This is a genomic window from Mycobacterium sp. NGS45 (genome assembly GCF_059812645.1).
Window position 1 is genome coordinate 13,910 of record NZ_JCALDB010000019.1, and the last position, 23,642, is coordinate 37,551.

The following is a 23,642-nucleotide window of genomic DNA, read 5'->3' on the forward strand; positions in this document are numbered from 1 at the left end:
CCGCTGATCGTTACCGCCCGCACCGCCGCAGCCTGCGGTTTGTCTGCCTCTAGACTGAGTGCATTCGCGGATCGGGTCCGCAGGGGGAGGCCACGGTGGTCAACGAGTACGCATATTCGACGCGACGGGCAGCCGGTGTTGCTGCGGCAATCGTCACCCTCACGGCGACTCCGGCGCTGGCGGGGCTCAGCGCGCCGCAGGCGCAGGCTGCGCTGATCGTCGAGGGCAGTTCCACCAACCAGTCCGGGGCCGGCATCCGGGATTTCTATCGCGGCGCATTCGACGTTCCCGACGCCGATCTGGTCGAGCTCGACTTCTTGTCCGGACCGTACGGCATCTGGGGCGCCCTGGATCAGCACCGGCCCGCACCGGACGGACCGCCGAACGTCGTGATGTCCTCGGGGTGGGGCGCGGCCAACGCCAGCCTGCTGATGTCCTACCTGCAGGCCACCGGTTCCGACGACGAAATGCTGTCGTCGACCACCTGGGCGCTGGACAACAACGTCGCCAACCCCAACGGTGGCTTCGGCACCCGATATCCCGTCTTCGCCTTGATCGGGGTCAACCCGATTCCGACCCCGGCCGACGCCCAAGGCGCGGTGGTGATCTCCACGGCCTATGAGTACGACATCAACGGCAATGCGCCGAAGTACATCCTGAACCCGTTCGCCGACGCGAATTCCCTTGCCGCGTACTTCAATCGGCGACTCACCCAGGCCGAGCTCTCGTTGGCCGTCGACACCGAGGGCCATCCGGTGTGCGGCACCGGCACCAGTTGCACCGTGACCCATCCGGACGGGTCGACGACGGCATTCAGCCAGACCGTCGATGAGCAGAACCCGGATGTCACCTGGGTCAGCTACACCCAGGACGGCAAGCCGGTCACCGCGCGGGTCCAGCGGGCCGGTGACGTGACCTACGTCGGCTACCGCAGCGAGCACCTGCCGCTGGTGCAGCCGCTCTACGACCACGGCGGCGAGCCCGGTCAACGGATCGCCAAGGCCGTCGAACCGGCCCTGACCGCACTGGTGAACTACGGCTACCCGGACAACGATCCGCTGGCCAACCCCGGCACCCTGGAACGCGCCGCGCTGCTGCCGTCGCGGACCGAAACCAAGACCTTCGCCGAGGAATTCCGCCAAGGTGTGCGTGACGGTGTCGCCTCGACGAGCAAGGGACCCGTCCGCAACGCCCTGCGCGAAGGGCCGAAGTTCCGTCCGGGCTCACCGAAGCCCGTCGTCCGCAGCGCCGATGTCCCCAACTTGCAACCCATCTCGGCCAAGGCGGCAGTGCAGCGGCTGACCAAGGCCTTCGCCCCCAAGACCCGGGCAGCCGAGGCGGCGGACTCCCCCGCCGAAACCGCGCCGGAGTAGTCGCTCAGTAGTGTCCCGGGCCACGCCCGGCCATGTCCTCGAGCCGCTTGATCCGGTCCGGGATCGGCGGGTGCGTGGAGAACAACTTGCCGAGCCTCTCCCCGGCCCGGAACGGGCTGGCGATCATCAGGTGCGCCTGGTCGGCCAGCTTGGGATCCGGCGGCAGCGGCGCCTGCTGCACACCGCCGGAGATCTTGCGCAACGCCGAAGCCAACGCCAGCGGGTCACCGGACAATTCGGCACCGGACTGGTCGGCCTGGTACTCCCGCGAACGCGACACCGCCATCCGCACCAGCGTCGCCGCGATCGGCCCCAACAGCTGGATCAGCAGCAGCGCGAACACATTTCCGCCGCCGCCCTGCCGGTTGCCGCCGCCGAGCATGCCGGCGAAGAACGCGAAGTTGGCCAGCGAGGTGATCACCGACGCCATCGCACCGGCCACACACGAAATCAGGATGTCGCGGTTGTAGACGTGCGAGAGTTCGTGCGCCAACACCGCGCGCAGTTCCCGCTCGTCGAGCAGATGCAGGATCCCGGTCGTCACACAGACCGCGGCGTTGCGCGGATTGCGGCCGGTGGCAAACGCATTCGGATTGCTGGTGTTCGACACGTACAGCCGCGGCATCTGTTGGCCCGCGGTGGTGGCCAGCTCGCGCACGATCCGGTAGATCTCCGGTGCCTGCACCTCCGAGACCGGCTGGGCCTGCATGGCCCGCAGTGCCAACTTGTCGCTGTTGAAGTAGGTGTAGGCGTTGGTGGCCAGGGCCAGCACCAGTGCCCCCCAGATCCAGATGGTGTTGCCGGTGGCGCTGGCGAACAGTGCGCCGACCAGCCCGATCAGCGCGGTGAAACCGATCAACAGCACGAAGGTCTTGATCCGGTTGCCGGTCGGGTGCCAGGTCATCAGCGTCCTCCTCGGAAAATGGCTCGCCAGCTGATTAAACGCCAGAGCTCGCAGGCAAGTTCCGCAATGCCGGTTATCCGTGCCGGTTGACGGTGTAGTCGAGCAGCGAGGCCAACGCTCGGCGGCCCGGCAGGTCCGGCAACTGGACCAGCTCGGCGCGGGCCTGCTCGGCGTAGTCCCGCACGGTGGCCTTGGCCCGCGCCATCCCCGGCGAGCGACGCAGCAGGGTCAACGCCTCGGCGACGACGTCGTCGTCCTCGACCGGCCCCACCAGCAGCTCGCGCAGCCGCTCGGCATCCGGACCGGACTCCCGCAGCGCGTAGAGCACCGGCAGCGTGTGCACGCCCTCGCGCAGATCGGTGCCGGGCAGCTTGCCGGACTCATCCGGTTCGCTGTCGATGTCGATGATGTCGTCGGAGATCTGGAACACCGTCCCGACGATGCCGCCGAGCCGGGCCAACCGTTCGACCTGATCGGCGTCCGCACCGGAGAACGTCGCGCCGAACCGGCCGGACGCGGCGATCAGACAACCGGTCTTCTCGTAGATCACCTTCAGGTAGTGGTCGATCGGGTCGACGTCCTGGCCGGGACCGCGGGTCTCGCGCATCTGCCCGGTGACCAGCTCGGCGAAGGTGTCGGCGATCACCAGCACCGCCTCCGGCCCCAACTGCGACACCAGCCGCGAGGCCGTCGCGAACAGGTAGTCCCCGGCCAGGATCGCGATGTTGTTGCTCCAGCGAGCGTTGGCGCTGGGCGCCCCCCGCCGCATCTGGGCGTCGTCCATCACGTCGTCGTGATACAGGGTGGCCAGGTGCACCATCTCGATCACCGCGCCGGCCACCGCGACCTCGTCGGCGTCCGGGCGCGGCCCCAGTGAGGCCGCCAGCACCGTGAACAGCGGGCGGAACCGCTTCCCACCGGCCCGGAACAGATGCTGCACGGCCTCTGACATCAAGCCGTCGGCGCGCCCCAACTCGGCCTCCATCAGCGCTTCGATGCGCGCGACGTCGTCGCGCACACTCTGCGCCAACTCGGCGTCGCCGAAGTCCACCCCCGCAACCACGCTCGCCGGTGTCCGCATTGTTCCAACATACTGGGCAACGTGAACTCGAACATCGCCCACGCCGCCGACGTGGCCGTCGTCGGAGCCGGACCTGCCGGTTCTGCCGCCGCGGCCTGGGCCGCCCGCGCCGGCCGGGACGTGGTGGTGATCGATTCGGCGGCCTTCCCACGCGACAAGACCTGCGGTGACGGGCTGACGCCGCGAGCCGTGGCCGAACTGGAACGGCTCGGGCTCGGGGGCTGGCTCGACGAGAAGATCCGGCACCACGGGCTGCGGCTGTCCGGCTTCGGCTCGCACGTGCAGGTGCGCTGGCCGGGACCGTCGTTTCCGGCCACCGGTTCGGCGGTACCGCGCACCGAACTCGACGACCGGATCCGGCAAGCCGCCGAGGCCGCCGGCGCCAAGATGCTGCTCGGGGTCAAAGCCGTTGACGTGCAGTACGATTCCGCCGGCCGGGTCACCCACGTGGTGCTGTCCGACGGTGCGCTGGTGCGCTGCCAGAAGCTGATCGTGGCCGACGGCGCGCGTTCCACGCTGGGTCGGGTGTTGGGCCGGCAGTGGCATCAGGAAACCGTCTACGGGGTGGCCGCGCGGGCCTATCTGCGCAGTCCACGCGCCGACGATCCGTGGATCTACTCCGACCTGGAACTGCGTTCGGTCGACGGTGCCGTGCTGCCCGGCTACGGCTGGATCTTCCCGCTGGGCAACGGTGAGGTGAACATCGGGGTGGGTGCGCTGGCCACCGTGAAACGCCCCGCCGACGTCGCGCTGCGGCCGCTGATCAAGCACTACGCCGACCTGAAACGCGCCGACTGGTCCTTCCAGGGTCAACCGCGCGCGGTGTCCTCGGCGCTGCTCCCGATGGGCGGCGCGGTGTCCGGGGTGGCCGGGCCGAACTGGATGCTCATCGGCGATGCCGCAGCCTGCGTGAACCCGCTCAACGGCGAAGGCATCGACTACGGGCTGGAGACCGGACGGTTGGCCGCCGAGCTGCTGGCGGCCGCCGACGTGTCGCTGGCCTGGCCGGCCCTGCTGCGCGAGCACTACGCGCGCGGTTTCTCGGTGGCGCGGCGGCTGGCACTGCTGCTGACCGTGCCGCGGTTCCTGCCGCTGACCGGCCCACTGGCGATGCGCTCGGAGCCGATGATGCGGATCGCGGTGCGCGTGATGGGCAACCTGGTGACCGACGACGACGTCGACGCCGTCGCACGGATCTGGCGCACCGCGGGCCTGGGGTCGCGGCTGGTCGACCGCCGCAAACCGTTCTCCTGAGCGATTTCGGTGCGTTGGGGGGCGCTGGGCGCCCCCCAACGCACCGAAATCGCGGGGCTAACCCCAATGCCGCGCAGTTAGCCGTGTGACTGGTGTGGCAATTGTGACACGCCGGGGTGGGATACAGGTGGGACAGCGGAACTCCCGGTATCGATGGATTGTCCGTCCAAAGACACCATCGCACCAGGGAGTTCCGCTGTCTGTTCAGTCTGTCATCTGTCCTGCTGTACGGAGTCGAGAGGGCCGGTTCGCGCCGGGTCATCTGGGCGAGTTGACCCGGATCGTGTCCGCCGATCTCGTTGATGCCGCCTTGGAGAACACCGGCCGCGTGCAGCGCCGTGTTCGGGTACTGCCCTCGCGGGTCGTGGTCTATGTGCTGCTGGCCGGGGCGTTATTCGCCGAGATCGGCTACCAGCAGGTCTGGGCTCGGCTGGTCGCCGGTCTGGACCCGGCCACCGTGGCCGCACCGGGCTCCTCGGCGCTGTCCCAAGCGTTGCGACGCATCGGCGTGGCGCCGCTGCGCGACTTGTTCACCCTGCTGCGCGGCCCGGCGATCGGTGCGGCTCGCTGGCATGGGCTGTTGGTCTGTGCGATCGACGGCACCTCGATGTTCGTCCCCAACAGTGCGGCCAACGCCGCAGCGTTCGGCCGCCAAACCGGCCGCACTGATGCCGAGTCCGGGTATCCGATGCTGCGCATGCTCACGGTCGTGGCCTGTGGCACCCGTACCGTTATCGACGCCGTGTTCGGCGCCTACGGAGTCGGCGAAACCACCTACGCACCAAAACTGTTGGACTGCCTCAAACCCGGCATGCTGCTGTTGGCCGACCGCAACTTCGCCGTCACCGCCCTGGTTGAACAGATCGCCTCGGCCCACGCCGACCTGCTGATCCGCTGCAAAGACGCCCGTGTGCTGCCCCCGATCCGAACCCTGCCGGACCGCACATGGCTGGCACGGATGGGCTCGGCGACAGTGCGCGTCATCGACGCTTCCATCACCGTGCGGTTCGCCGGTGGTCCCACCCGCTGCGGGCACTACCGACTGGTCACCACCTTGCTCGACGAAAAGCAATATCCCGCAGACGAACTGGTCGATCTCTACCACCAACGCTGGGAAATCGAAACCAGCTACCTGGAACTGAAATCGACCATGCTGGGCGGACGAGTCCTGCGCGCAGCCACCCCTGCCGGCATCACTCAAGAGGTCTACGCACTGCTCATCACCTACCAAGCCCTGCGCACCGCCATCGCTGATACCAGCCTGGCCCACCCCACCATCAGCCCCGACCGGCTCAGTTTCACCGTCGCCCTGCAAGCCGCCCGCGACCAGATCATCCAAGCCGCCGCAGCGATCACCGCGACGACTGTCGATCTGATCGGCCGCATCGGAGCGGCCGTCCTCAACCAGCCACTACCGGCCCGGCGATCACGCTCGAGCCCCCGAGTGGTCAAACGCGCCATCTCCAAACACCGAGCCAAAGGCACCATCGACCGCACCAACTACACAACCACCATCACCATCGAAATCCTCGACGGTTGACAACAGGCCGCAGACCTTAACTGCGCGGCATTGGGGCTAACCCAGCAGGGCCGCGTGCATCAGCGCGCGCACGCCGGCCCGGGAGCGCTCGGTGTTCTCGTAGTCGACCATTCGACCCAGGTCCACCACCAACGCGAAGGCGGCGTGTACGGCGAAACGTGCTCGCTCGGGCGGTGTTTCGGGTTGGGCCGCCACCACCAGCCGCACCCAGGCCTCCACCGTCGACACCTGGACGTTGTGCAGGATCGTCTGATCGGCAGCCGGCAGGTTCATCCGTTCGGTGTAGTAGACGAACGCCAATTCCGGGTCGTCGAACGAGCGCGCCACATAGGCGGCAATCAACTTCTCCAGGGCGTGCCGCGGATCGGGTTCTGCGGCAAGGATTTCGGCGATGTCACCGGAGACGCGGTCAGCGGCCCGCCGGAACGACGCGGCCAGCATGTCGCCCTTGCCGGCGAAGTAGCGGTAGATGCCGGACGCCGGCATGCCCACGGCCGCGGCGATCTGTTCCATGCTGGTTTCGCGGTAGTGCTGACGACTGAACAACTGCATGGACGCGCGCAGCAACGCCTCGTAGCGGCCGGCTTCGAGCACCGGACGGTCGGCGTTGGCCAACTCGGGCAGCACGGTGGGAACCGCGGCCGGGATGGGATCGGCTGAGGCGGAAGGCAATTCGGTGCTTAGCACGGAGCCGACCAGACCCAGCAGCACCTCGCGGATGTCGGCCACCGGAAGCTGGGCCCGGTGATCGGCGATGCTGCCGATCACGCTCAACGTGGCCGACGACAGCATCCAGCGCTGGCGCGAATCCAGCTGCGGCCGAAGCCGGGCCAACGGTCGGTGCAGCCGGCGGTTGACCACCTTGATCTGCTCCATCAGCGCGGCTTGATCGTCGTCGTTGAGGAAGCGGCCCTCCCAGCGGTACAGCCCGCCGGAGGTGCGGTTGGCGATCGAGGTGTCGATCAGCGCCTCGACCAGTTCGTCGAGACAGCGCTGCGGGTCGACGTCGGTCACCAGGTCGTCGGCGAACGCGGTGCGGTCCACCAGCTCCTGACCGAGGGTCACCACCGCGGCGCGGAACAGCTGATACTTGCTTGCCGAGTGCCGATACAGCGCGGCCGCCGAGATGCCGACCCGCGACGCGATGTCCTCCATGCTGACCGCGTGGTAGCCCAGCGTGCTGAACGCCTCGGCCGAGGCGCGCGCGATCTGCTCCTTACGGTCCTTGGGTCGTCGTTTGACCACCCGGACCGCCCCGGCATCCACCGTGGACATATCCGTCACCGTAACCTCGAATCCCCCCGAAACGCACGGAACTGCCAGTAGCTTATCGCCTCGAGGCAGCCAGCCATCATCGGACAAAAAATACGTCCGACGACGAATGATAGGCCGCTGACCGATTGCGTACGGTGTTTTCAGAATGTCGTCAGATTCGTGAATGAACGTTAACTTATGCCTTGCGCCCGCGTCCGGGGTTGTGACATGCTCCACACGTGGCCGGGGGGCGACGGACCGGTTGCCGTGATGCGTGGACCCGCGCCGCCGAACACTTTGAGAGAGCACGATGACCTACGAGCTTCCGGCCCCACGGGGTCCGCTGCGCGACCTGATGGTCCAGGGCGGCTACGTCATCGGCTTCTCGCTGCAAGCTTTGATCAGCGCCGTGGTCGCGACCTTGACCCGCCGGCTGTCGATCCACGAAGTGGTCACCCAGACCCTGTTCATCGGCCGGGTCTGCACCGGGCCGTCGTTGCTGCTGATGATGCCGATCGGCGTGTTCATCGCGGTCTCAGTCGGTGAACTGGCCGGCCGGATCGGTGCCGGTGGCTACTCCGGCGCGGTGGTGGCGTTCATCATCGTCGGTCAGGCCGCCGCCCTGGTGTGCGCGCTGATGATGGCCGGGGTCGCCGGGTCGGCGATCTGCACCGATCTGGGGTCCCGCAAGATCCGCGAAGAGATCGACGCCATGGAGGTCATGGGGCTGGACCTGATCGAGCGGCTGGTGGCGCCGCGACTGGTCGCCTCGGTGATCGTCTCGATCGCGCTGTGCGCCATGGTGACCTTCGGTGGCGTGCTGGCCTGCTACCTGTATCACATTTCGGTGCAACACCTTCCGGCCGGAACCTTCCTGGCCACCTTCAGCCAGTACGGCCGGGTCTCGGACTTCGTGATGGCCTTGATCAAGGCCGCGCTGTTCGGCCTGACCGCCACCTTGGTCGCGACCTTCAAGGGCCTGCACACCAAGGGCGGCCCGCGCGGGGTGGCCGATTCGGTGAACGAGGCCGTGGTGATGGCCTTCGCGTTGGTGTTCATCCTCAACACCATCCTGTCGGCGCTCTACACCGTGATCGTGCCGGCCGTCGGGAGCTACCGATGACCGCGCTGACCAACTCCGCGCAGCTGCGCCAGCTGACCGCCCCGGTCGGCACGGCCTACGACGGCCTGGCCACCGTCGGCCAACACGTCACCTTCTACGTCAAGGTGCTGCTGTCGCTGCCGCAGGCCCTGATTCGCTACCGCAAGCACACCGTCGGCCAGGTCGGCGAGGTCACCTTCGGCACCAGCTCCCTGCTGTCCGGCGGCGGCACCATCGGCATCGTGTTCGCGATGTCGCTGGCCGCGGCCATGATGCTGGGCGTCGAAACCCAGCGCGGCCTGGACCTGGTCGGCATGAACACCATGTCGGGCATGCTGGCCGCGATCGCCAACACCCGTGAGCTGGCACCGGTGGTGGTGGCCATCGCGTTGGCGGCCAAGGTCGGCACCGGCTTCACCGCGCAGATCGGCGCGATGCGGATCTCCGATGAGATCGACGCGCTGGACGCGATGGGCATCAAGTCGGTGCCGTTTCTGGTCGGCACCCGGGTGCTGGCCGCGATCGTCTGCGTCATCCCGATCTACATGATCGGCTTGCTGGCCAGCTACCTGTCCACCCGCACGGTGGTGGTGTTCTTCAACGGCGCATCCGCCGGAACCTACGACTATTTCTTCCATTTGGCGTTGGGTCCGCAAGACCTGCTGTATTCCGGGATCAAGGCCGTGGTGTTCGCGATCGTGGTGGCGCTGGTGCACTGCACCTACGGCTACTTCGCCTCCGGTGGCCCGGCCGGTGTCGGTCAGGCCGCCGGGCGTGCGCTGCGCACCGCGATCCTGTCGATCGGCGTGCTCGACGTGTTGTTGACCTTCGCGCTGTGGGGCCTGGTCCCCGAAATTCCAGGGATGGGCGTATAGATGGCGCGCGGACGCAGAGGACTGTTGCCGGCCAAGCCGTGGCTGGCGGTGCGCGGGGTGTGCGCGGTGCTGGTGGCCGGCGTGGTGGCCGCGCTGCTGGTCGGTCGCGCCTCGGGCAATCTGGATCCGGTCGACGACGTCTACGTCGGGATTCCGGTGGCCGCGGGTCTGATCAACACCCAGGCCCCGGTCCGCTATCACGGCGTGAACATCGGCCGGATCGCCGAAATCGAGTCGGGCACCGAGACTTCCAAGGTCCGCTTGGCCATCGACAAGGACGCGTTGCCGCTGGTGCCCGAGTCGGTGGTGGCGCGGGTGGTGCCGCGCACCTTCTTCGGTGACATCTACCTGCAGCTGGCCGACAGTCCGCACGGCAGCAGTGATCAGCCGCTGCAGCCCGGCACCACCATCTCGATCGACGACAGTGCCGACGCCATGGCGCTGTACGACGTGTTCACCAAGATCGTCGACGTGTTCTCCCGGATTCAGCCGGAGAAGATGCAGACCGCGCTCACCGCCCTCAGCCAGGGCCTGCGTGGCCGCGGCGACGACATCGGCGCCACCATCGACGACCTGTCCGAGGTCGCCACCACCTTGACCCCGTCGGCGGTCCGATTCCTGGACGCCACACCGCAATTCCGCGAGGTCATGCAGTCACTGCACACCGCCACCCCGGACATCATCAGCACCCTGTCGGAGGCCGCCGAGGTGTCCAACCGGATGCTCGACGACCGCCAGGGCCTGTTCGCCGCGCTGGATTCGTTGAGCGGGTTGAGCGAATTGTTGACGCCGTTCCTGGCCGATCACCACGAACAGCTGATCACCATCGTCGGTGCCGGCGGCAAGATCCTGTCCACCACCGCGGCCAATCCGCAGGGCCTGGTCGACACCCTGTCCGGCGCCAAGAAGTTCGGCGATGCCGGCACCCGGACGTTCTCCACCGGAAAGTTCAACATCACCGCCGTGGCCACGTTCTCCGGACCGATGCCCTACTCGTCCTCGGACTGCCCGCTGTACGGCCAGACCCTCGGTGCGCACTGCGCCGACTCCGATCCGATCGGCCGCAATCCGCATCCGGTGCTGGACGCCTCGACCCCGGCCGCCAACTGGCCGACGGTGCCACTGCAGCATGCCGGCGGACCGTCCGGACTGGCCAAGCCGGCCCGGCCTGGCCCCGCGCAGGTCCCGGCCGATGTCGCCGCGGCCGAGGCCGCCGAGGCCGCCGCCGAAGACACCCCGGCGACGGCAGCACCGGCGCCCACCCCGACCCGCTCGGCCCCGGCCCCGGCCCCGACTACACCCGCCCCGGCTGCACCGACCCCGGTCCCGACTGCACCGGACGCGGACTTCCCTGCCGAGATCAACGGCGCCTCAGCGGTCGTCGGTGGTGACCGGGAAGCCCACGCCCTGGCCCTGCTGCAACAGCAGGTGCTCGGACAGTCCGGCCCGGTCGACGCCGACACCCCACCGAACATCGCCACCGTGGTGATGCTCGGACCCCTGGTGCGCGGTACGGAGGTGCGGGTGGCATGACCCTGACCTGGCAGCACTGGATGAAGATGGGCCTGTTCTGCGCCATCGGGTTGATGTGCGGGGTGTTCGTGGTGAACACGCTGTCGGTCCCGGTGCGCGGGGCCACCAACAGCTACGTCGCGCAGTTCAGCAGCGTCGAGGGACTCAACGTCGGCAACCCGGTCATGATGAACGGCATCCGGATCGGCCGCGTCGACTCGATCAGGTTCGCCGACAACGGAAATGGGACTGCCCGCGCCGACGTCGGGCTGGAGGTCAAGACCAGCTACACGTTGTCCACCAACGTCACCGCCGCGGTCCGCTACGGCGACATGCTGGGCGCGCGCTACATCGCGCTGTCCGATCCGACCGGCGCGATCAAGGAGGTCTCCACCGATCCACCGGCGCAGCTGCTCGCCGACGGCGGCGTCATCCCGCTGGCCCAGACCGCACCCGCAGTCGACTTGACCGCACTGTTCAACGGGTTCAAACCGCTGTTCGACGCCCTGGAGCCCGCCCAGGTCAACGCGCTGACCCGAGGGTTCGTCGAAACCTTCGGCGGCCAAAGCCAAACCGTCACCACCTTGCTGGCGCAGATCGCCACCATGACCACGTCGATGGATCACAACCAAGAGATCTTCAACACGCTGGTGACCAACATGTCCACCCTGATGAAGTCCGTGCAGACCCGGCAGCCCGAACTCGAGCAGATGCTGGCCGGTTTGCAGCGGCTGACCACCGCGGTCACCGGACCGAACGGCCAGCTGGATCTGCTGCTGGATCAGGGCAATGCGGTGCTGGCCACGCTGGCGGCCACGGTCAACGAGTCCGGCCAGGCCTACGGCGCGGCCATCACCGACCTCAACGCGTTGCTCGGCGCCTGGGACGGCGCCACCCCGGAGTTCACCGAACTGGTGCAGAAGCTGCCGAAGTTCGCCGATGCGATCGACCGCTCCACCAGCTACGGCGGATTCGTCAGCCTGTATCTGTGCAATTTCACGCTGAAGATCGCCAAGCACGAGGCGAACATCTTCGGCAGCCGGCATTCCGAGGTGTGTCTCTAATGTTCCTGATGTTCCTGGTCAAGCTGATCGACCGGATCGTGATCATCGCGACGGCCATCGCCGCACCCGGCGCTCGTGCGCTGCGCGTCACCGCCATCATGTGCGTGCTGACGCTGGCCCTGTTGGTCGTGTTCGGGGCCATCCTGATCGCCACCTGGGTGGGTGCAGCCCAATGATGTTCCTGGTCAAGCTGATCGACCTGGTCGTCGGCGCGGTGATGTTCCTGTTCTCCAAGCAGCGCAGGTACAACCCCGCGGTGCCGTTGGCGCTGGGCACCATCGGCACCACCGCGCTGATCGCGGTGATGGTGATCGCGGTGGCCCTGCCGCGGGCCTGGTATCACGTGCGCACCGACGACTACAGCGCCGAGATGGCCAACGCCAGCGGACTCACCAGCGGTGACCCGGTGTACGTGGCCGGTGTCCCGGCCGGGCAGATCGAGTCGGTCAACCTCGCCGGCGACCGGGTCCGGATCGACTTCCGGCTCGACAGCGGGCAGCCCTTGGGCAACCAGACCACCGCCACGGTGCGATTGCGCACCGTGCTGGGCAAGCGGTTCCTCGACGTCATGCCGGCCGGAACCCTGGATCCCGATGCCCCGCGGGTGATCCCGCTGTCGCGCACCACGGTCCCCTACAGCCTCGACGAGGTGGGCCGCGAGGCCCAGGACGCCGCCACCGGAGTGGACCAGGACGCGCTGACCCAGGCCATGCGCACCGTCACCGAGTCCATTCCCGACGACAACGCCGACCTGCGGGCCGCGCTGGCCGGGATGAGCAGCGCCAGCAGCGTGTTCGCCGACAACGGAGCCAAACTCGATGAGCTGCTGCGGGTCTCGCGGTCGCTGACCGACATGCTGGTGGCCCAGAACGACACCGTCGCCGATACCGCGTCCAACGCCAGCCAGATCATCGCCAGCCTGAGCAGCCGCCGCCAGGCCCTCGGACAGCTGGTCACCAACCTGGAATCCGTGCTGCACCAGATGTCGACGGTCTACGCCGACAAGCGCGCCGAGTTCAGCGAGGTGATCACCAAACTGACCAAGGTCACTGCCACGCTGAAGACCAACGCCGGCACCATCGACGAGACCCTGCGCAAGCTGCCGCCGGCCATCCGCGCGATCACCAACGCCACCGGCAACGGCAACTGGGCCGACGTCAATTCGCCGAGCCTGGTGATGCCGGACAACATGCTGTGCGCGTTGAACATTCAGCGGGAGTGCCGATGAAAAGCCGCACCCGGGCGATCACGATGTCGGTGATCCTGGCGCTGTTCATCGGCGCCGGCGGCTGGTACGTGTTCGGCCGCACCGACAACGCCACCACGCTGCACGCGCAGTTCAGCTACATCAACGGCATCTACCCGGGCAGCAAGGTCAGTGTGCTCGGGGTGCCGGTGGGCCGGGTGACCAGCGTGCAGCCGGAAGGCCAGACGGTCCGGGTCAGCATGTCGGTGCCCGCCGACGTGCAGCTGCCCGCCGACGTCAACGCCTACATCCTGAGCCCGGCCTTGATCAGCGACCGCAGCGTCGACCTCGGCCCGGCCTACACCGGCAGCGGCCCACTGCTGCAACAGGATCAGGTCATCCCGGTGGAGAAGACGCACGCGCCGATCACTTTCGACTCCATGCTGAGCAGCTTGAGCACGTTGTCCTCGGCGCTCGGCCCCGAGCAGGGCGACCTGTCCGCGCTGCTCACCCAGGCCGCCAACCAGTGGAACGGGCAAGGCACCCAGTTCAATTCCGCGATCCGCAACCTGAGCTCGGCCACCGGTGTGCTCGACGCGCGCGGTGCCGACATCGACGCGGTGGTTGCGAACCTCACCACCATGATGACCGCGTTCAACCAGCGGCAGGTGTCGCTGAACCAGATGGTCACCGAACTCGGCGCGCTCGGCGACGCCTGGGCGGATCAGAACCTGGACGTGACCACCGCGGTCAACGACCTCAAGACGCTGCTGGACGAAGTTTCGGTCGTCGCCGAGGAACAGGGCGGTGATCTCGGTGCGGTGGCCGAGAACCTGAACGCGGTCGGCGACGTCCTGGTTCAGCACCAACCCGACCTGGCCGAGTTCATGGATCTGGTACCGCTGATGATGCAGAACCTGGGCAACACCATCGGCCCGGACCGGCGCGGCCGGATCCGGCTCAACGTGTCGTCGAACCTGAGCCAGTTCGCCGCCGCGCACAACTTCTGCGAACGCAACAACTGGGCGATCTGCGCCGGTCTGGGCATCGTCAACCCGGTCTCGTATCCGATCAGCCGCTCCGATCCGCTCGGGATCATGAGCGCCATCACCGGCCTGATCCCGCCGGCAAACCCGCGGTACCCGAGGTAATCCCGATGCAGAAGCCAAAGCAGACCACGGTCGCGATGCTCGCCATCGCGGGCCTGACCGGCACCGCATTGTGGGCCGGATCCGACCTGGGCATCCAGGATTTGCCGGTGGGCCGCTCCGCGCAGGGCCAAACCATGTCGGTCACCGTGGTGTTGCCGACCGCCGAAGGTCTGACCCTGGGCGCCGACGTACGCGACGGGCAGAAGGTGATCGGCCGGGTCGCTTCGATGAGCACGGCCACCTCGGGCGCATCGGTGCAGCTGTCGGTGACCGCCGACAGCGCACTGCCGGCCAACACCGTGGCCAGCGTGGAATTGCCGTCGGCCCTGGGTAATCCGTTCATCCGGCTGTCCGCACCCACCCAGCCGACCGCCCGGGTGCTGCGCGACGGCGACGTCATCCCGCCCAGCCAGACCGAACTCGGTCCGCAGATCGAGACCGCGCTGGCCACCTTCGGCGCGTTGATGTCACGCAGCGGTGTGGACCAGTTGACCACCGTGGTCACCGAACTCGACGAGGCATTCACCGGACGCAGCGACAAGGTGCGCGGACTGGTCGACGCGATGTCGGTGCTGACCAGCAAGACCAGTGAGCATCAAGGCGAGTTCGACCAGGCGCTGGCGTTGGCTGCCGACATCAGCACCCAGTTCGCGAACGAGCAGGCCACCGTGGACCGGTACCTGGATGCGCTGCCGAAGGTGGTGGCGATGCTCGACGTGCAGCGGGCCAAGATCCAAACCCTGTTCTCCTCCACCACGGCCCTGGCCGCAACCGCCAACGCCGTACTGTCCCAATCGGATATGACCGCCGTGGTGCAGGACGCCGGCACCGTCGTGCAGGCGCTGTCCTCCTACAACGACCGGTTGCACGACACCTTGACCTCAATGGGCACCTTCCTGACTCGCATCGACGAGTCGATCAAGGGTGACTACATGGTGTTCGACGGCGCGTTGGACATCCCCGGCACGCTGGACAAGTTGGTCACCGGCGGCCTGCTGGTCAACGGCATCCCGATCAGCGGTGAGGACGCACTGGAGGGCTTCTTGTCCGGAGGTCTGCGATGAGGCGCCTGGTGCTGGTACAGATGCTGATGTTCCTGGCGATCGCGGCCGTGGTGATCCCGTTCGGGGTGCAGTTCGTGGCCGGACCGGCCGGCCTGCGCACCCCGATCACGCTGCACGCCACCATGACCGACGCATTCGGCTTGACCAAGGGCACCAGCGTCACGGTGCGCGGCATGGAGGTCGGTTCGGTCGACGACGTCCGGTTGGGTCGGGACGGCAGCGCGCACATCACGCTGGCCGTCCGGCCCGGCACCGAGATTCCCCGGGATTCGGTGCTGACCGTCGGCATGGGCACCGCGGCCGGTATCCAGAGCGTCGACATCCTGCCGAACACCGATGCCGGACCGTATCTGCAGTCCGGCGACACCATCGCCGCCCCGGCCGACGCGCAGCCGGTGCAGATGGACCGGCTGATGCAGGATGCCGCGCAACTGGTGAAGGGCATCGACGCCGAGGCGGTCGCGTCGGTCTCCACCGAACTGTCCGATTCGTTCACCGGTCTGGGCCCGCAGTTGGCCAAGCTGATCGACAACGGGGCCAACATCTCGGCCCGCATGCGCGACCGGATGGGCGAGTTGCAGCCGCTGATCGACGGCACCGCCAACCTGGTCACCACCATGGCCGCCCGGAGCAACAGCTTCGTGCGCGGCATGGGTGCCAGCGCGGAGTTCACCAACGCGCTCGACGCCAACGGACCGACGTTCCTGTACCTGACCGACCACTCGCCGGCCACCCTGGAGTCGCTGCGCTCGGTGCTGGACACCTACCGCGACACCTTCGGCGCCACCCTGGCCAACCTGGCCACCGTGGCCCCGATCATCGGGGATCGCTCCGAGTCGCTGGCGACCGGTCTGGTCGCGATTCCGGACGGCCTCAACGGGCTGGCCTCGATCGTCAAGGGCGACCGGGCCGACTTCGCACTGGTCGCCACCCAGGGCCCGGTCTGCGTGCACGACGTGGACCGGCGTTCCATCGGCGACCTGAGCCCGATCGAACCCAATCTGGTCCGCTACTGCCCACCGTCGCCGGATATGCAGATGCGCGGCGCGGTCAACGCACCCCGACCCAACGATCTGGGCTTGCAGAACTGGCAGGATCCCGGCGGCGTGGTGGGTCCGCCGGTGGTCGTCGACCCGATCAAGATCCCCACCCTGGCCGAGATCGTCTACAAGTGGCGCATGATCCTGGGAGGCAATGATGGGCCGCGATGACACCTCGACGCTGGAATGGGATCCGACGATGACCGAACCGGGCAGCAACGCCACCGAACAGACCGAAGCCGTCGACGGTCCGGCCGAGACCGTCGAGGTGACGGCCGCCGAGCCCGAACCGGCCCCCGGACCCAACTGGCCGATCCGCGCACTGGTCGCGGTGCTGGTGGCCGGGGTGCTCGGATTGGCTGCCGCACTGGGCTACACGCTCTACCAGCAGAGCGAACTGCACCGCCTGCAGCAGCAGGCCGTCGACACCACCCGCGACTACCTGGTCGCGATGGCCTCGTTCGACTACCAGAACCTGGATGCCAACAAGGACAAGATCGCCGCGGAGTCCACCCCGGAGTTCGCCGCCAAGTACGACGAGATGGTGGCTGCGCTGCGCGAGATCGTGGTCGCCGGTAAGGGCGTGGCCACCGCGACGGCTGATCACGTCGCGGTGCAACAACTCGACGAAGACTCGGCCACCGTGATCGGTTTCGTCGATCAGCAGGTCAGCAATGTGACCGCACCCGAGGGCAACAAACAGAGATACCGGATGGTGGTTACGCTGGTGCGCAGCGGTGATCACTGGTCCGTGGACAACGTCGAAACCATCTAGAGACACCGCGAAAGGATCCCGATGACCGCGCAGCACGTCGAGATTGGCAGCGAGCCCCGGCTCACCCCCGAGCGGCCCCGGCTGACCACCGAGCAGACCCGGATCACCATCAACCAGCGCACCCCGAGCTGGAACAAGAAGCCGGTGGATGTGACCGACGCGCTGGACTTCTGGTCGGCAGCCGGTTCGGCGGCCAACGTGGTGATGCAGCTGAGCTGGCCCGAGGTGGGCTACGGCGTGGCCGAAAGCCGGGTGCATTCCGGCGCGTTGATGATCCACCCGTGGAAGCGGCTGCGCACCACCGCGCAGTACATGGCGGTGGCGCTGCTGGGGAGCGAAGAGGAACGCACCGCCTACCGCGAGGCCGTCAACGTGGCACACCGTCAGGTCCGCTCCACCAACGAAAGCCCGGTGAAGTACAACGCGTTCAACCGGGACCTGCAGTTGTGGGTGGCCGCCTGCCTGTTCATCTTCTACGAGGACACCTACCAGTTGCTGCACGGCAAGATGACCGACGAGCAGGCCGAGGTGTTCTACCAGAGCGCCATGCCGCTGGGCACCACGCTGCAGGTGCAGCCGGAGATGTGGCCGGCCACCCGCAAGGAGTTCGATGTCTACTGGAACACCGGGTGCGAACGCATCGAGATGGATGACTACATCCGCGAATTCCTGTTGAAAATCGTGGATTTGAAGATGATCAACATCCTCCCGCGGATGGTCCTGGCGCCGCTGCTGCGGTTCTTGACGATCGGGTTCCTGGCGCCGGTGTTCCGTGACAATTTGGGCCTGGAGTGGAGCGAGACCGATCAGCGCCGGTTCGAGCACCTGTTCTTGTTCGTGTCGTTCGTCAACCGGTTCATCCCGAAGTTCCTGCGCACCTTCAACTACACGGTGCTGATGGCCGACGTACGGTGGCGGCTGCGGACCAAACGGCCGCTCATCTGAACGGAATGCTGTTCCGCTACCTACACGACCGGCGCTTTCTGTGCATGTTGCCGCGGGCAGTGTGCCTGCAGCTGCTGCATCCCTCGATCGCGACCGGCATCTACGAGCACTCGATCCACAAGGAACGGATCTTTCTGCACGAGCGGCGCACCGTGCCGGCCTCGATCGAGATCGCGAGTCTGGACCGAGACATGCGGCCCTACATCCGATTCGGTCATGAGCACGTCCGCGGCGAGGACCACCGGGGCTGCAAGTATCACGCCCTGAACCCGGACGTCTTCCACTTCCAGCACGCCACCTGGGTGGAAACCCTTGCCACCCTGGCAGATCTGCTCGACGGGCCGCTGGATGACGGCGCCTACGCACAGTTCTACTCCGACTGTTGCGACTGGTATCGCCGCTACGGCATCTCGACCCGACCGATGCCGGCGAGTTGGCCGGAGTTCGTCGAGTACTTCGACGAGCAGTGCCGCACCCAGTTGTCGGTCGGTCCGCACTTCGAGCCGTTCCGGGCGGAGATCTTCTCGCCCAGCGATTGGTGGCCGCGACTGGTGCCCAAGGCCGCGGTGCGCGGTATGCAACACCAGCGGGCCGCCGAGCTCACCGGAACCACGGTGTCCAACGGTGACCGACGTTCACTGCGCCGGTTCCTGAAGCTGGCCGCCGCGATCTCGTGACGCTTTTCGCGAGCGCCCACTGAGAGCTAAGGCTTGACGGCCGCGTGCAGCGCGACGATCCCGCCGGTCAGGTTGCGCCAGCGCACCTGGGTCCAGCCGGCCTGCCCGATCTGGGCGGCCAGCGTCGCCTGATCCGGCCAGGCCCGAATCGACTCGGCAAGGTACTCATAGGATTCGGCGTCGCTGGACACCACCCGCGCCATCGCCGGCAGCGCACGCATCAGGTATTCCTTGTAGATCGTCGAGAACACCGGCACCGTCGGGGTGGAGAATTCGCACACCACCAGTCGGCCGCCGGGCTTGGTCACCCGGGCCATCTCGCGCAGGCCGGCGACGTGATCGACCACGTTGCGCAGGCCGAAACTGATCGTCACGGCATCGAAGCTGGCGTCGGCGAACGGCAGCTTGGTGGCGTCACCGGCCACCTTCGGCACCGCGCGGTGCGCACCGGCGCCCAGCATGCCGACCGAGAAGTCACACGCCACGCACCAGGCCCGTGACTTGGCCAGCTCCACCGTCGACACCGCGGTGCCGGCCGCGAGATCCAGCACGGCGTCGCCTGCACCGATCCCCAGGGCGGCCCGGGTGGCACGCCGCCAGGCGCGGTCCTGCCCCAGCGACAGCACGGTGTTGGTGAGGTCGTAGCGGCGGGCCACGGCGTCGAACATCGACGCCACCTCACGGGGATCCTTGTCCAGCGTCGCTCGGCTCACCGCACTGACGCTACCGACGGGTGTCCGCGGGGCGCGAGCTGACCCGGCAATCCGGCACTGTGGCAGCATCGAAGAGATGACGGTTGTCATCGCACTGCGCTGCCTCGACGGTCTGGTGATGGGTTCGGACTCGCAGATCACCGATCCGGACCGCGGCCTGACCTACCCGGACCAGAAGTTGCATCCGCTGGGCAAGCGCGCGGCGTGGGGCGGCAGCGGCTCGCGCGCGGTCCTCCACGACCTCGAGCAACTCTTCGGCGCCGATCCCGAATCACTGCTGGAGGCCGACGACATCGGCCGGGCCGTGCAGGCCCGCGCAGTACCGGTGCTCAAGCACCACTACCAGAACTTCATCGCGAAGGTCCCCGGGGAGGAATCCAGCGGCGCCACCCCGGCGACCCACCTGCTGGCCGCCGGCTACACCGGCGGGGAGCCGTTCATCGTCAGCCTCGATCCACACGGTCTGATCGGCCGGCACGAGGGCACCGGGTTCCAGGCCATCGGCAGCGGCGCCCCGATGGCGCAGCAGGCCTACACGCTGCTGGAGAACTTCAACATGTCTGACCGCGGGGTCGACTACGGGCTGCTGGGTGTGCTGCGGGTGCTCGACGCGCTGGCCATCTCGTCGCCGAGCGTGGGTGGGCCGATGGATCTGTGCCGGCTCACGCCCGAAGAGGCGCACCATCTGGGCACCGACGAGGTCGCCGAGGTGCGCGATCAGATCAGCCGGTGGAAGGAGCTCGAGCAGAAGACCCTGGACGGCCTGTTCGACTAGGCCGGCCGCCGCTGCACGTGGCCGGGATGGTGCATGACCTCGCGGTAGTGCCCGAGCAGTTCCTCGCACAGCACCGGCCAGGTGCGGCCCAGCACACTGCGCCGGGCGGCAACCGAATAGCGTGCGCGTTCGGCGATCAGGTGATCGACGGCGGCGTCCAGCCGGGCTTCGAACTGCGCGACCGGCAACAACACACCGGTCTGCATGGGCGTGACCAGATCCCGCGGACCGCCGGCATCCGGCGCGATCACCGGCAGACCGGAGGCCAGCGCCTCCTGCACGGCCTGGCAGAACGTCTCGTGCTCGCCGGGATGAACGAAGACGTCCATGCTGGCGTAGGCCGCCGCCAACTCGGCCCCGTACCGCGCACCGGTGAACACCGCGCCCGGCAGCGCAGCCTGCAGCGCGGCCCGGTCGATGCCGTCGCCGACCACGACCAGCTGCACATCGTCGCGGCGGGCCAGCACCGCCAACCGCTCGACGTGCTTCTCCGGGGCCAGCCGGCCGACGAATCCAACGATCGGGCGGCCATCCGGCGACCATGAGCGGCGCAGTTCGGTGGATCGGGCCGACGGCGCGAAGCCGGCCAGGTCGACCCCGCGGGCCCATCGGTGTACCCGTGGAATACCATGCGCAGCAAGGTTTTCCATGGCCGACGTGGACGGCGCCAGGGTGCGGTCAGCCTTGCTGTGCAACTGCCGGGTCCAGGCCCAGGCAGCGCGGGCGGCCACCCCGATGCCGTAACTCTCGGCGAACCCGGCCACGTCGGTCTGGAACACCGCCACCGTCGGCACCCCGAGCCGGCGCGCGGCCAGCACCCCACCCCAGCCCAGCAACGCCGGTGAGGCCAGGTGCACCACATCGGGCGCGAACCCGCGCAGCACCCCGACCATCCGGGGCCAGGGGATCCCCAGCGGCAGCGACGTGACCTTGGGGAACATCCGGGCGGGCACCCGATGCACGCGGACACCGTCGTGCAGACGGTCGGCGGGCGGCTCGCCGCGCGGGGTGTCCGGCGCGATCACCAGCGCCTCGTGTCCGGTGCAACGCAGGTGCTCGAGCACCCGGAGTACGGAATTGCTGACCCCGTTCACATTCGGCAGGAAGCTCTCGGCAACGATCGCGACACGCACGACTCCGACGATGACAGCGGCACGTGGCCGCGAGGTTGCCAGAAGTTGGATGGCACACGAAAACCCGGTCAGCCTGAGCCGGCCACCCGGCGCTCGGCCCACGCCAGCCCGGCCAGCGCGGCCAACGCCACCAGCCAACCGACCACCGCGATGGACCCGGCCGGGATGATGGCCAGCACCGCGCTGCGGTGCTGCACCCGCACCAGGTCCGGGTCGCTGCGGTCGTATTCGACGTAGATCCGCATGCCGGTGGCCAGCTCCGAGGGATAGAGCACGCCGAGCTCGGGGCGGTAGGTGACCCGGTCGGGGGTGACGAACTCGATGGTGGATCGCCGCGGCCCGGCGCTGAGCACCTCGGCTTGCGCGACGCCCATGTTGGCTTCGATCTGCCGGTCGTTGCGCCAGGCGCCGGCCACCAGCAGCAGCGATTGCAGGGTCACCACGATGACCGCCACCCAGACACCGACCTTGGTCCAGCGCAAGGCCTTTCGGGCCGCGGTGTCGGTCACCCCGGGATCCTTGACCGGCAACAGCGGCCGCAGCCAGCGGCGCGCGTCGAACTGCGGGAGCCTCACGGCGCCACCCTCACAGCGCGGCCTTGATCGAGGCGTGCAGTTGGCGAAGCGAGGACCGGTCGGCCTTGACCTCCAGCACCCGCACCCCGGTGTGCCCGTCGTCGAGCGCGGACGCCAACTCGGCCACCTCGACCTGGCGGCTCTCGACGTGATAGGCGCGGCACAGCGCGCCCACGTCGACGTCGTGCGGGGTGCCGAAGATCCGCGACGACACATCGGAGAACCGCGGGTCGCCCTGCTCGAGCAGTTCGAAGATGCCACCGCCGTTGTCGTTGGACACCACGATGGTCAGCGACTGCGGCAGCGGCTCGGTGGGCCCGATCAGCAGACCCGAACTGTCGTGCACGAAGGTCAGATCACCGATCAGCGCCACGGTGCGTCCACCGCTGCGTTCGTGCGCCAGCGCGGCGCCGATCGCGGTGGACACCGTGCCGTCGATGCCGGCCACCCCGCGGTTGGACCGCACCCGCACCCCGGGCCGCTGATTTCCCACCAACGCGATGTCGCGCACCGGGTTGGACGCACCGAGCACCAGCTGATCACCGTCGCGCAGCGCGTCGACGACCGCGGCCGCGACATGCAGACCGGTGGTCAGCGGATGGCTACGCAGCTGTCCACGGACCGCGGCCACGGCGTGTTCGTTGAGTTCGGCGCAGCGCCGCAGCCAGGCCGGGTTCGGCGCCCCGGAGGTCACCGCGCGGGTGCCGTTGGCCGCCGAGTTACCCGACACATCGGGCCAGCGCGGCCCGGTGGTCAGCGCATACACCGGCACCGACGGGTCGGCCAACAGCGCCGAGACCGGGCGGTGCAGGGTGGGCCGACCCAGCATGATCACCTGTTGCGGCCGCAGCAGCGGCAACGCCAGCGGGTGCAGTGGATTGGCCGGGGCCGGCGCGGTGGGTTCGGCGACGGTCGGCAGCCCGGAAAGATTGGGATGCACACCGGCGCCGTGCCCGGCGATCACCACGGTGTCCGGCCCGACGTCGACGTCCAGCGGTTGGTCGAAGCTGACCGGCGGGGTGTAGGTCCACGGCTTGCCGTCCGGGCGGCCAGCCGGGATCGCCCCGCCGCCTTCGGTTTCCGGGTCCGGCACCAGCGGTTCGCGCAGCGGGATGTCGAACTGCACCGGGCCGGCGTTGCCGCTGCGCGCGCCGGTGGCCGCGACCAGCACCCGGCAGGTTGCCGAACGCCATTGCGCGTTGAACGCCTCCAGCCGCTCCGGGGCGTCCTCGGCCAGGCCCAGGCTGATGTTGGCGCGCACCTGGGTGCCGAAGTAGCCGAGCTGTTCCATGGTCTGGTTGGCCCCGGTGCCCAGCAGTTCGTAGGGCCGGTTGGCGCTCAGCACGATCAGCGGCACCCGGGCGTAGTTGGCTTCCACCACGGCCGGACCCAGGTTGGCCACCGCGGTCCCGGACGTCATCGCCACGCACACCGGCGCCCCGGCGGCCACCGCCAGGCCGATCGCCAGGTAGCCGGCGGTGCGTTCGTCGATCCGGACGTGCAGCCGCAACCGGCCGGCCCGGTCGGCGTCGGCCAGCGCGAACGCCAGCGGCGCATTGCGAGACCCGGGGCACAACACCACGTCGCGCACCCCACCGCGGATCAATTCGTCGACGACGATGCGCGCCTGCGCGGTCGAGGGGTTCATG

The 23,642-nt window shown here is 68.1% G+C and carries 23 protein-coding genes; 16 read left to right on the forward strand and 7 right to left on the reverse strand.

The annotated features are described in order from the left end of the window. Positions 1-95: 95 nt before the first annotated feature. Complete coding sequence (locus tag AC5Y3P_RS16860; RefSeq protein ID WP_500047071.1) at positions 96-1,373, forward strand: PE-PPE domain-containing protein; 1,278 nt, start codon at positions 96-98, stop codon at positions 1,371-1,373. Between the two features lie 4 nt (positions 1,374-1,377). Here the strand turns inward: AC5Y3P_RS16860 and htpX are convergent, their stop codons facing one another. Together htpX and grcC1 are read right to left on the reverse strand one after the other, a co-directional pair. After that, positions 1,378-2,277, reverse strand: a complete 900-nt coding sequence (gene htpX, locus AC5Y3P_RS16865) for a zinc metalloprotease HtpX (protein ID WP_500047072.1) — start codon at positions 2,275-2,277, stop codon at positions 1,378-1,380. A 73-nt stretch (positions 2,278-2,350) separates the two neighbouring features. Next, the gene (gene grcC1 / locus AC5Y3P_RS16870) at positions 2,351-3,358 is read right to left on the reverse strand and encodes a nonaprenyl/(2E,6E)-farnesyl/geranylgeranyl diphosphat synthase (protein ID WP_500047073.1); all 1,008 of its coding nucleotides are present in this window, start codon (positions 3,356-3,358) and stop codon (positions 2,351-2,353) included. 33 nt (positions 3,359-3,391) lie between these two features. Here grcC1 and menJ point away from each other — a divergent pair, with 33 nt between their 5' ends. Then, positions 3,392-4,612 carry a menaquinone reductase MenJ gene (menJ, locus tag AC5Y3P_RS16875; protein ID WP_500047144.1) on the forward strand — a complete coding sequence of 407 codons (1,221 nt, stop codon included), beginning with the start codon at positions 3,392-3,394 and terminating at the stop codon, positions 4,610-4,612. 127 nt (positions 4,613-4,739) lie between these two features. Next, complete coding sequence (locus AC5Y3P_RS16880) at positions 4,740-6,152, forward strand: IS4 family transposase (protein WP_500047074.1); 1,413 nt, start codon at positions 4,740-4,742, stop codon at positions 6,150-6,152. Positions 6,153-6,188: 36 nt separating this feature from the next. Here the strand turns inward: AC5Y3P_RS16880 and AC5Y3P_RS16885 are convergent, their stop codons facing one another. Next, positions 6,189-7,427: a TetR/AcrR family transcriptional regulator gene (locus tag AC5Y3P_RS16885; protein ID WP_500047075.1), complete on the reverse strand. Its 1,239-nt coding sequence runs from the start codon at positions 7,425-7,427 to the stop codon at positions 6,189-6,191. Positions 7,428-7,716: 289 nt separating this feature from the next. Here AC5Y3P_RS16885 and AC5Y3P_RS16890 point away from each other — a divergent pair, with 289 nt between their 5' ends. Genes AC5Y3P_RS16890 through AC5Y3P_RS16945 form a run of 12 tightly spaced genes read left to right on the forward strand, consistent with a single transcriptional unit; the run spans position 7,717 to position 18,797 of the window. Beyond that, complete coding sequence (locus AC5Y3P_RS16890; protein WP_500047076.1) at positions 7,717-8,529, forward strand: MlaE family ABC transporter permease; 813 nt, start codon at positions 7,717-7,719, stop codon at positions 8,527-8,529. Then, positions 8,526-9,383 carry an MlaE family ABC transporter permease gene (locus tag AC5Y3P_RS16895; protein ID WP_500047077.1) on the forward strand — a complete coding sequence of 286 codons (858 nt, stop codon included), beginning with the start codon at positions 8,526-8,528 and terminating at the stop codon, positions 9,381-9,383. Before AC5Y3P_RS16890 ends, AC5Y3P_RS16895 begins: the two co-directional genes overlap by 4 nt. Continuing rightward, positions 9,384-10,916, forward strand: a complete 1,533-nt coding sequence (locus AC5Y3P_RS16900; RefSeq protein WP_500047078.1) for an MCE family protein — start codon at positions 9,384-9,386, stop codon at positions 10,914-10,916. Beyond that, complete coding sequence (locus AC5Y3P_RS16905) at positions 10,913-11,959, forward strand: MCE family protein (protein WP_500047079.1); 1,047 nt, start codon at positions 10,913-10,915, stop codon at positions 11,957-11,959. The genes AC5Y3P_RS16900 and AC5Y3P_RS16905 overlap by 4 nt, the downstream gene beginning before the upstream one ends. After that, positions 11,959-12,135, forward strand: a complete 177-nt coding sequence (locus tag AC5Y3P_RS16910) for a hypothetical protein (RefSeq protein ID WP_500047080.1) — start codon at positions 11,959-11,961, stop codon at positions 12,133-12,135. The genes AC5Y3P_RS16905 and AC5Y3P_RS16910 overlap by 1 nt, the downstream gene beginning before the upstream one ends. Continuing rightward, positions 12,132-13,187, forward strand: coding sequence for an MCE family protein (locus AC5Y3P_RS16915; RefSeq protein WP_500047081.1), 1,056 nt, complete (start codon positions 12,132-12,134; stop codon positions 13,185-13,187). Before AC5Y3P_RS16910 ends, AC5Y3P_RS16915 begins: the two co-directional genes overlap by 4 nt. Continuing rightward, positions 13,184-14,296: an MCE family protein gene (locus AC5Y3P_RS16920; protein WP_500047082.1), complete on the forward strand. Its 1,113-nt coding sequence runs from the start codon at positions 13,184-13,186 to the stop codon at positions 14,294-14,296. The genes AC5Y3P_RS16915 and AC5Y3P_RS16920 overlap by 4 nt, the downstream gene beginning before the upstream one ends. 5 nt (positions 14,297-14,301) lie before the next feature. Beyond that, positions 14,302-15,360, forward strand: a complete 1,059-nt coding sequence (locus AC5Y3P_RS16925; protein WP_500047083.1) for an MlaD family protein — start codon at positions 14,302-14,304, stop codon at positions 15,358-15,360. After that, positions 15,357-16,571, forward strand: coding sequence for an MCE family protein (locus tag AC5Y3P_RS16930; protein ID WP_500047084.1), 1,215 nt, complete (start codon positions 15,357-15,359; stop codon positions 16,569-16,571). The genes AC5Y3P_RS16925 and AC5Y3P_RS16930 overlap by 4 nt, the downstream gene beginning before the upstream one ends. Further along, a complete protein-coding gene (locus tag AC5Y3P_RS16935) occupies positions 16,555-17,175 on the forward strand; it encodes an Rv1363c family protein (protein WP_500047085.1) in 621 nt (206 codons plus the stop codon). The genes AC5Y3P_RS16930 and AC5Y3P_RS16935 overlap by 17 nt, the downstream gene beginning before the upstream one ends. Before the next feature lie 21 nt (positions 17,176-17,196). After that, the gene (locus tag AC5Y3P_RS16940; RefSeq protein WP_500047086.1) at positions 17,197-18,120 is read left to right on the forward strand and encodes an oxygenase MpaB family protein; all 924 of its coding nucleotides are present in this window, start codon (positions 17,197-17,199) and stop codon (positions 18,118-18,120) included. Positions 18,121-18,125: 5 nt separating this feature from the next. Then, on the forward strand, positions 18,126-18,797 hold the full coding sequence (locus AC5Y3P_RS16945) for an oxygenase MpaB family protein (RefSeq protein ID WP_500047087.1): 672 nt from the start codon (positions 18,126-18,128) through the stop codon (positions 18,795-18,797). A 26-nt stretch (positions 18,798-18,823) separates the two neighbouring features. On the opposite strand, the gene AC5Y3P_RS16950 is transcribed toward AC5Y3P_RS16945, so the two are convergent. Further along, complete coding sequence (locus AC5Y3P_RS16950) at positions 18,824-19,510, reverse strand: demethylmenaquinone methyltransferase (RefSeq protein WP_500047088.1); 687 nt, start codon at positions 19,508-19,510, stop codon at positions 18,824-18,826. 76 nt (positions 19,511-19,586) lie between these two features. Here AC5Y3P_RS16950 and AC5Y3P_RS16955 point away from each other — a divergent pair, with 76 nt between their 5' ends. Then, positions 19,587-20,285, forward strand: a complete 699-nt coding sequence (locus AC5Y3P_RS16955) for a proteasome protein (RefSeq protein WP_500047089.1) — start codon at positions 19,587-19,589, stop codon at positions 20,283-20,285. Here the strand turns inward: AC5Y3P_RS16955 and AC5Y3P_RS16960 are convergent. The 3 genes from AC5Y3P_RS16960 to menD all read right to left on the reverse strand — a co-directional run bounded on the left by AC5Y3P_RS16960 (position 20,282) and on the right by menD (position 23,641). Then, on the reverse strand, positions 20,282-21,418 hold the full coding sequence (locus AC5Y3P_RS16960; RefSeq protein WP_500047090.1) for a glycosyltransferase family 4 protein: 1,137 nt from the start codon (positions 21,416-21,418) through the stop codon (positions 20,282-20,284). The two genes, AC5Y3P_RS16955 and AC5Y3P_RS16960, sit on opposite strands and share 4 nt — an antisense overlap. Positions 21,419-21,486: 68 nt before the next feature. Continuing rightward, positions 21,487-21,993: a DUF3592 domain-containing protein gene (locus tag AC5Y3P_RS16965; RefSeq protein ID WP_500047091.1), complete on the reverse strand. Its 507-nt coding sequence runs from the start codon at positions 21,991-21,993 to the stop codon at positions 21,487-21,489. 10 nt (positions 21,994-22,003) lie between these two features. Beyond that, a complete protein-coding gene (menD, locus tag AC5Y3P_RS16970) occupies positions 22,004-23,641 on the reverse strand; it encodes a 2-succinyl-5-enolpyruvyl-6-hydroxy-3-cyclohexene-1-carboxylic-acid synthase (protein WP_500047092.1) in 1,638 nt (545 codons plus the stop codon). Position 23,642: the final 1 nt, after the last annotated feature.

Bases quoted from the DNA above. Each gene is read 5' to 3' on its own strand.
- htpX (WP_500047072.1), bottom strand. From the start codon at position 2,277: ATGACCTGGCACCCGACCGGCAACCGGATCAAGACCTTCGTGCTGTTG.
- grcC1 (WP_500047073.1), bottom strand. From the start codon at position 3,358: ATGCGGACACCGGCGAGCGTGGTTGCGGGGGTGGACTTCGGCGACGCC.
- AC5Y3P_RS16885 (WP_500047075.1), bottom strand. From the start codon at position 7,427: ATGTCCACGGTGGATGCCGGGGCGGTCCGGGTGGTCAAACGACGACCC.
- AC5Y3P_RS16890 (WP_500047076.1), top strand. From the start codon at position 7,717: ATGACCTACGAGCTTCCGGCCCCACGGGGTCCGCTGCGCGACCTGATG.
- AC5Y3P_RS16895 (WP_500047077.1), top strand. From the start codon at position 8,526: ATGACCGCGCTGACCAACTCCGCGCAGCTGCGCCAGCTGACCGCCCCG.
- AC5Y3P_RS16900 (WP_500047078.1), top strand. From the start codon at position 9,384: ATGGCGCGCGGACGCAGAGGACTGTTGCCGGCCAAGCCGTGGCTGGCG.
- AC5Y3P_RS16905 (WP_500047079.1), top strand. From the start codon at position 10,913: ATGACCCTGACCTGGCAGCACTGGATGAAGATGGGCCTGTTCTGCGCC.
- AC5Y3P_RS16910 (WP_500047080.1), top strand. From the start codon at position 11,959: ATGTTCCTGATGTTCCTGGTCAAGCTGATCGACCGGATCGTGATCATC.
- AC5Y3P_RS16915 (WP_500047081.1), top strand. From the start codon at position 12,132: ATGATGTTCCTGGTCAAGCTGATCGACCTGGTCGTCGGCGCGGTGATG.
- AC5Y3P_RS16920 (WP_500047082.1), top strand. From the start codon at position 13,184: ATGAAAAGCCGCACCCGGGCGATCACGATGTCGGTGATCCTGGCGCTG.
- AC5Y3P_RS16925 (WP_500047083.1), top strand. From the start codon at position 14,302: ATGCAGAAGCCAAAGCAGACCACGGTCGCGATGCTCGCCATCGCGGGC.
- AC5Y3P_RS16930 (WP_500047084.1), top strand. From the start codon at position 15,357: ATGAGGCGCCTGGTGCTGGTACAGATGCTGATGTTCCTGGCGATCGCG.
- AC5Y3P_RS16935 (WP_500047085.1), top strand. From the start codon at position 16,555: ATGATGGGCCGCGATGACACCTCGACGCTGGAATGGGATCCGACGATG.
- AC5Y3P_RS16940 (WP_500047086.1), top strand. From the start codon at position 17,197: ATGACCGCGCAGCACGTCGAGATTGGCAGCGAGCCCCGGCTCACCCCC.
- AC5Y3P_RS16945 (WP_500047087.1), top strand. From the start codon at position 18,126: ATGCTGTTCCGCTACCTACACGACCGGCGCTTTCTGTGCATGTTGCCG.
- AC5Y3P_RS16955 (WP_500047089.1), top strand. From the start codon at position 19,587: ATGACGGTTGTCATCGCACTGCGCTGCCTCGACGGTCTGGTGATGGGT.
- menD (WP_500047092.1), bottom strand. From the start codon at position 23,641: ATGAACCCCTCGACCGCGCAGGCGCGCATCGTCGTCGACGAATTGATC.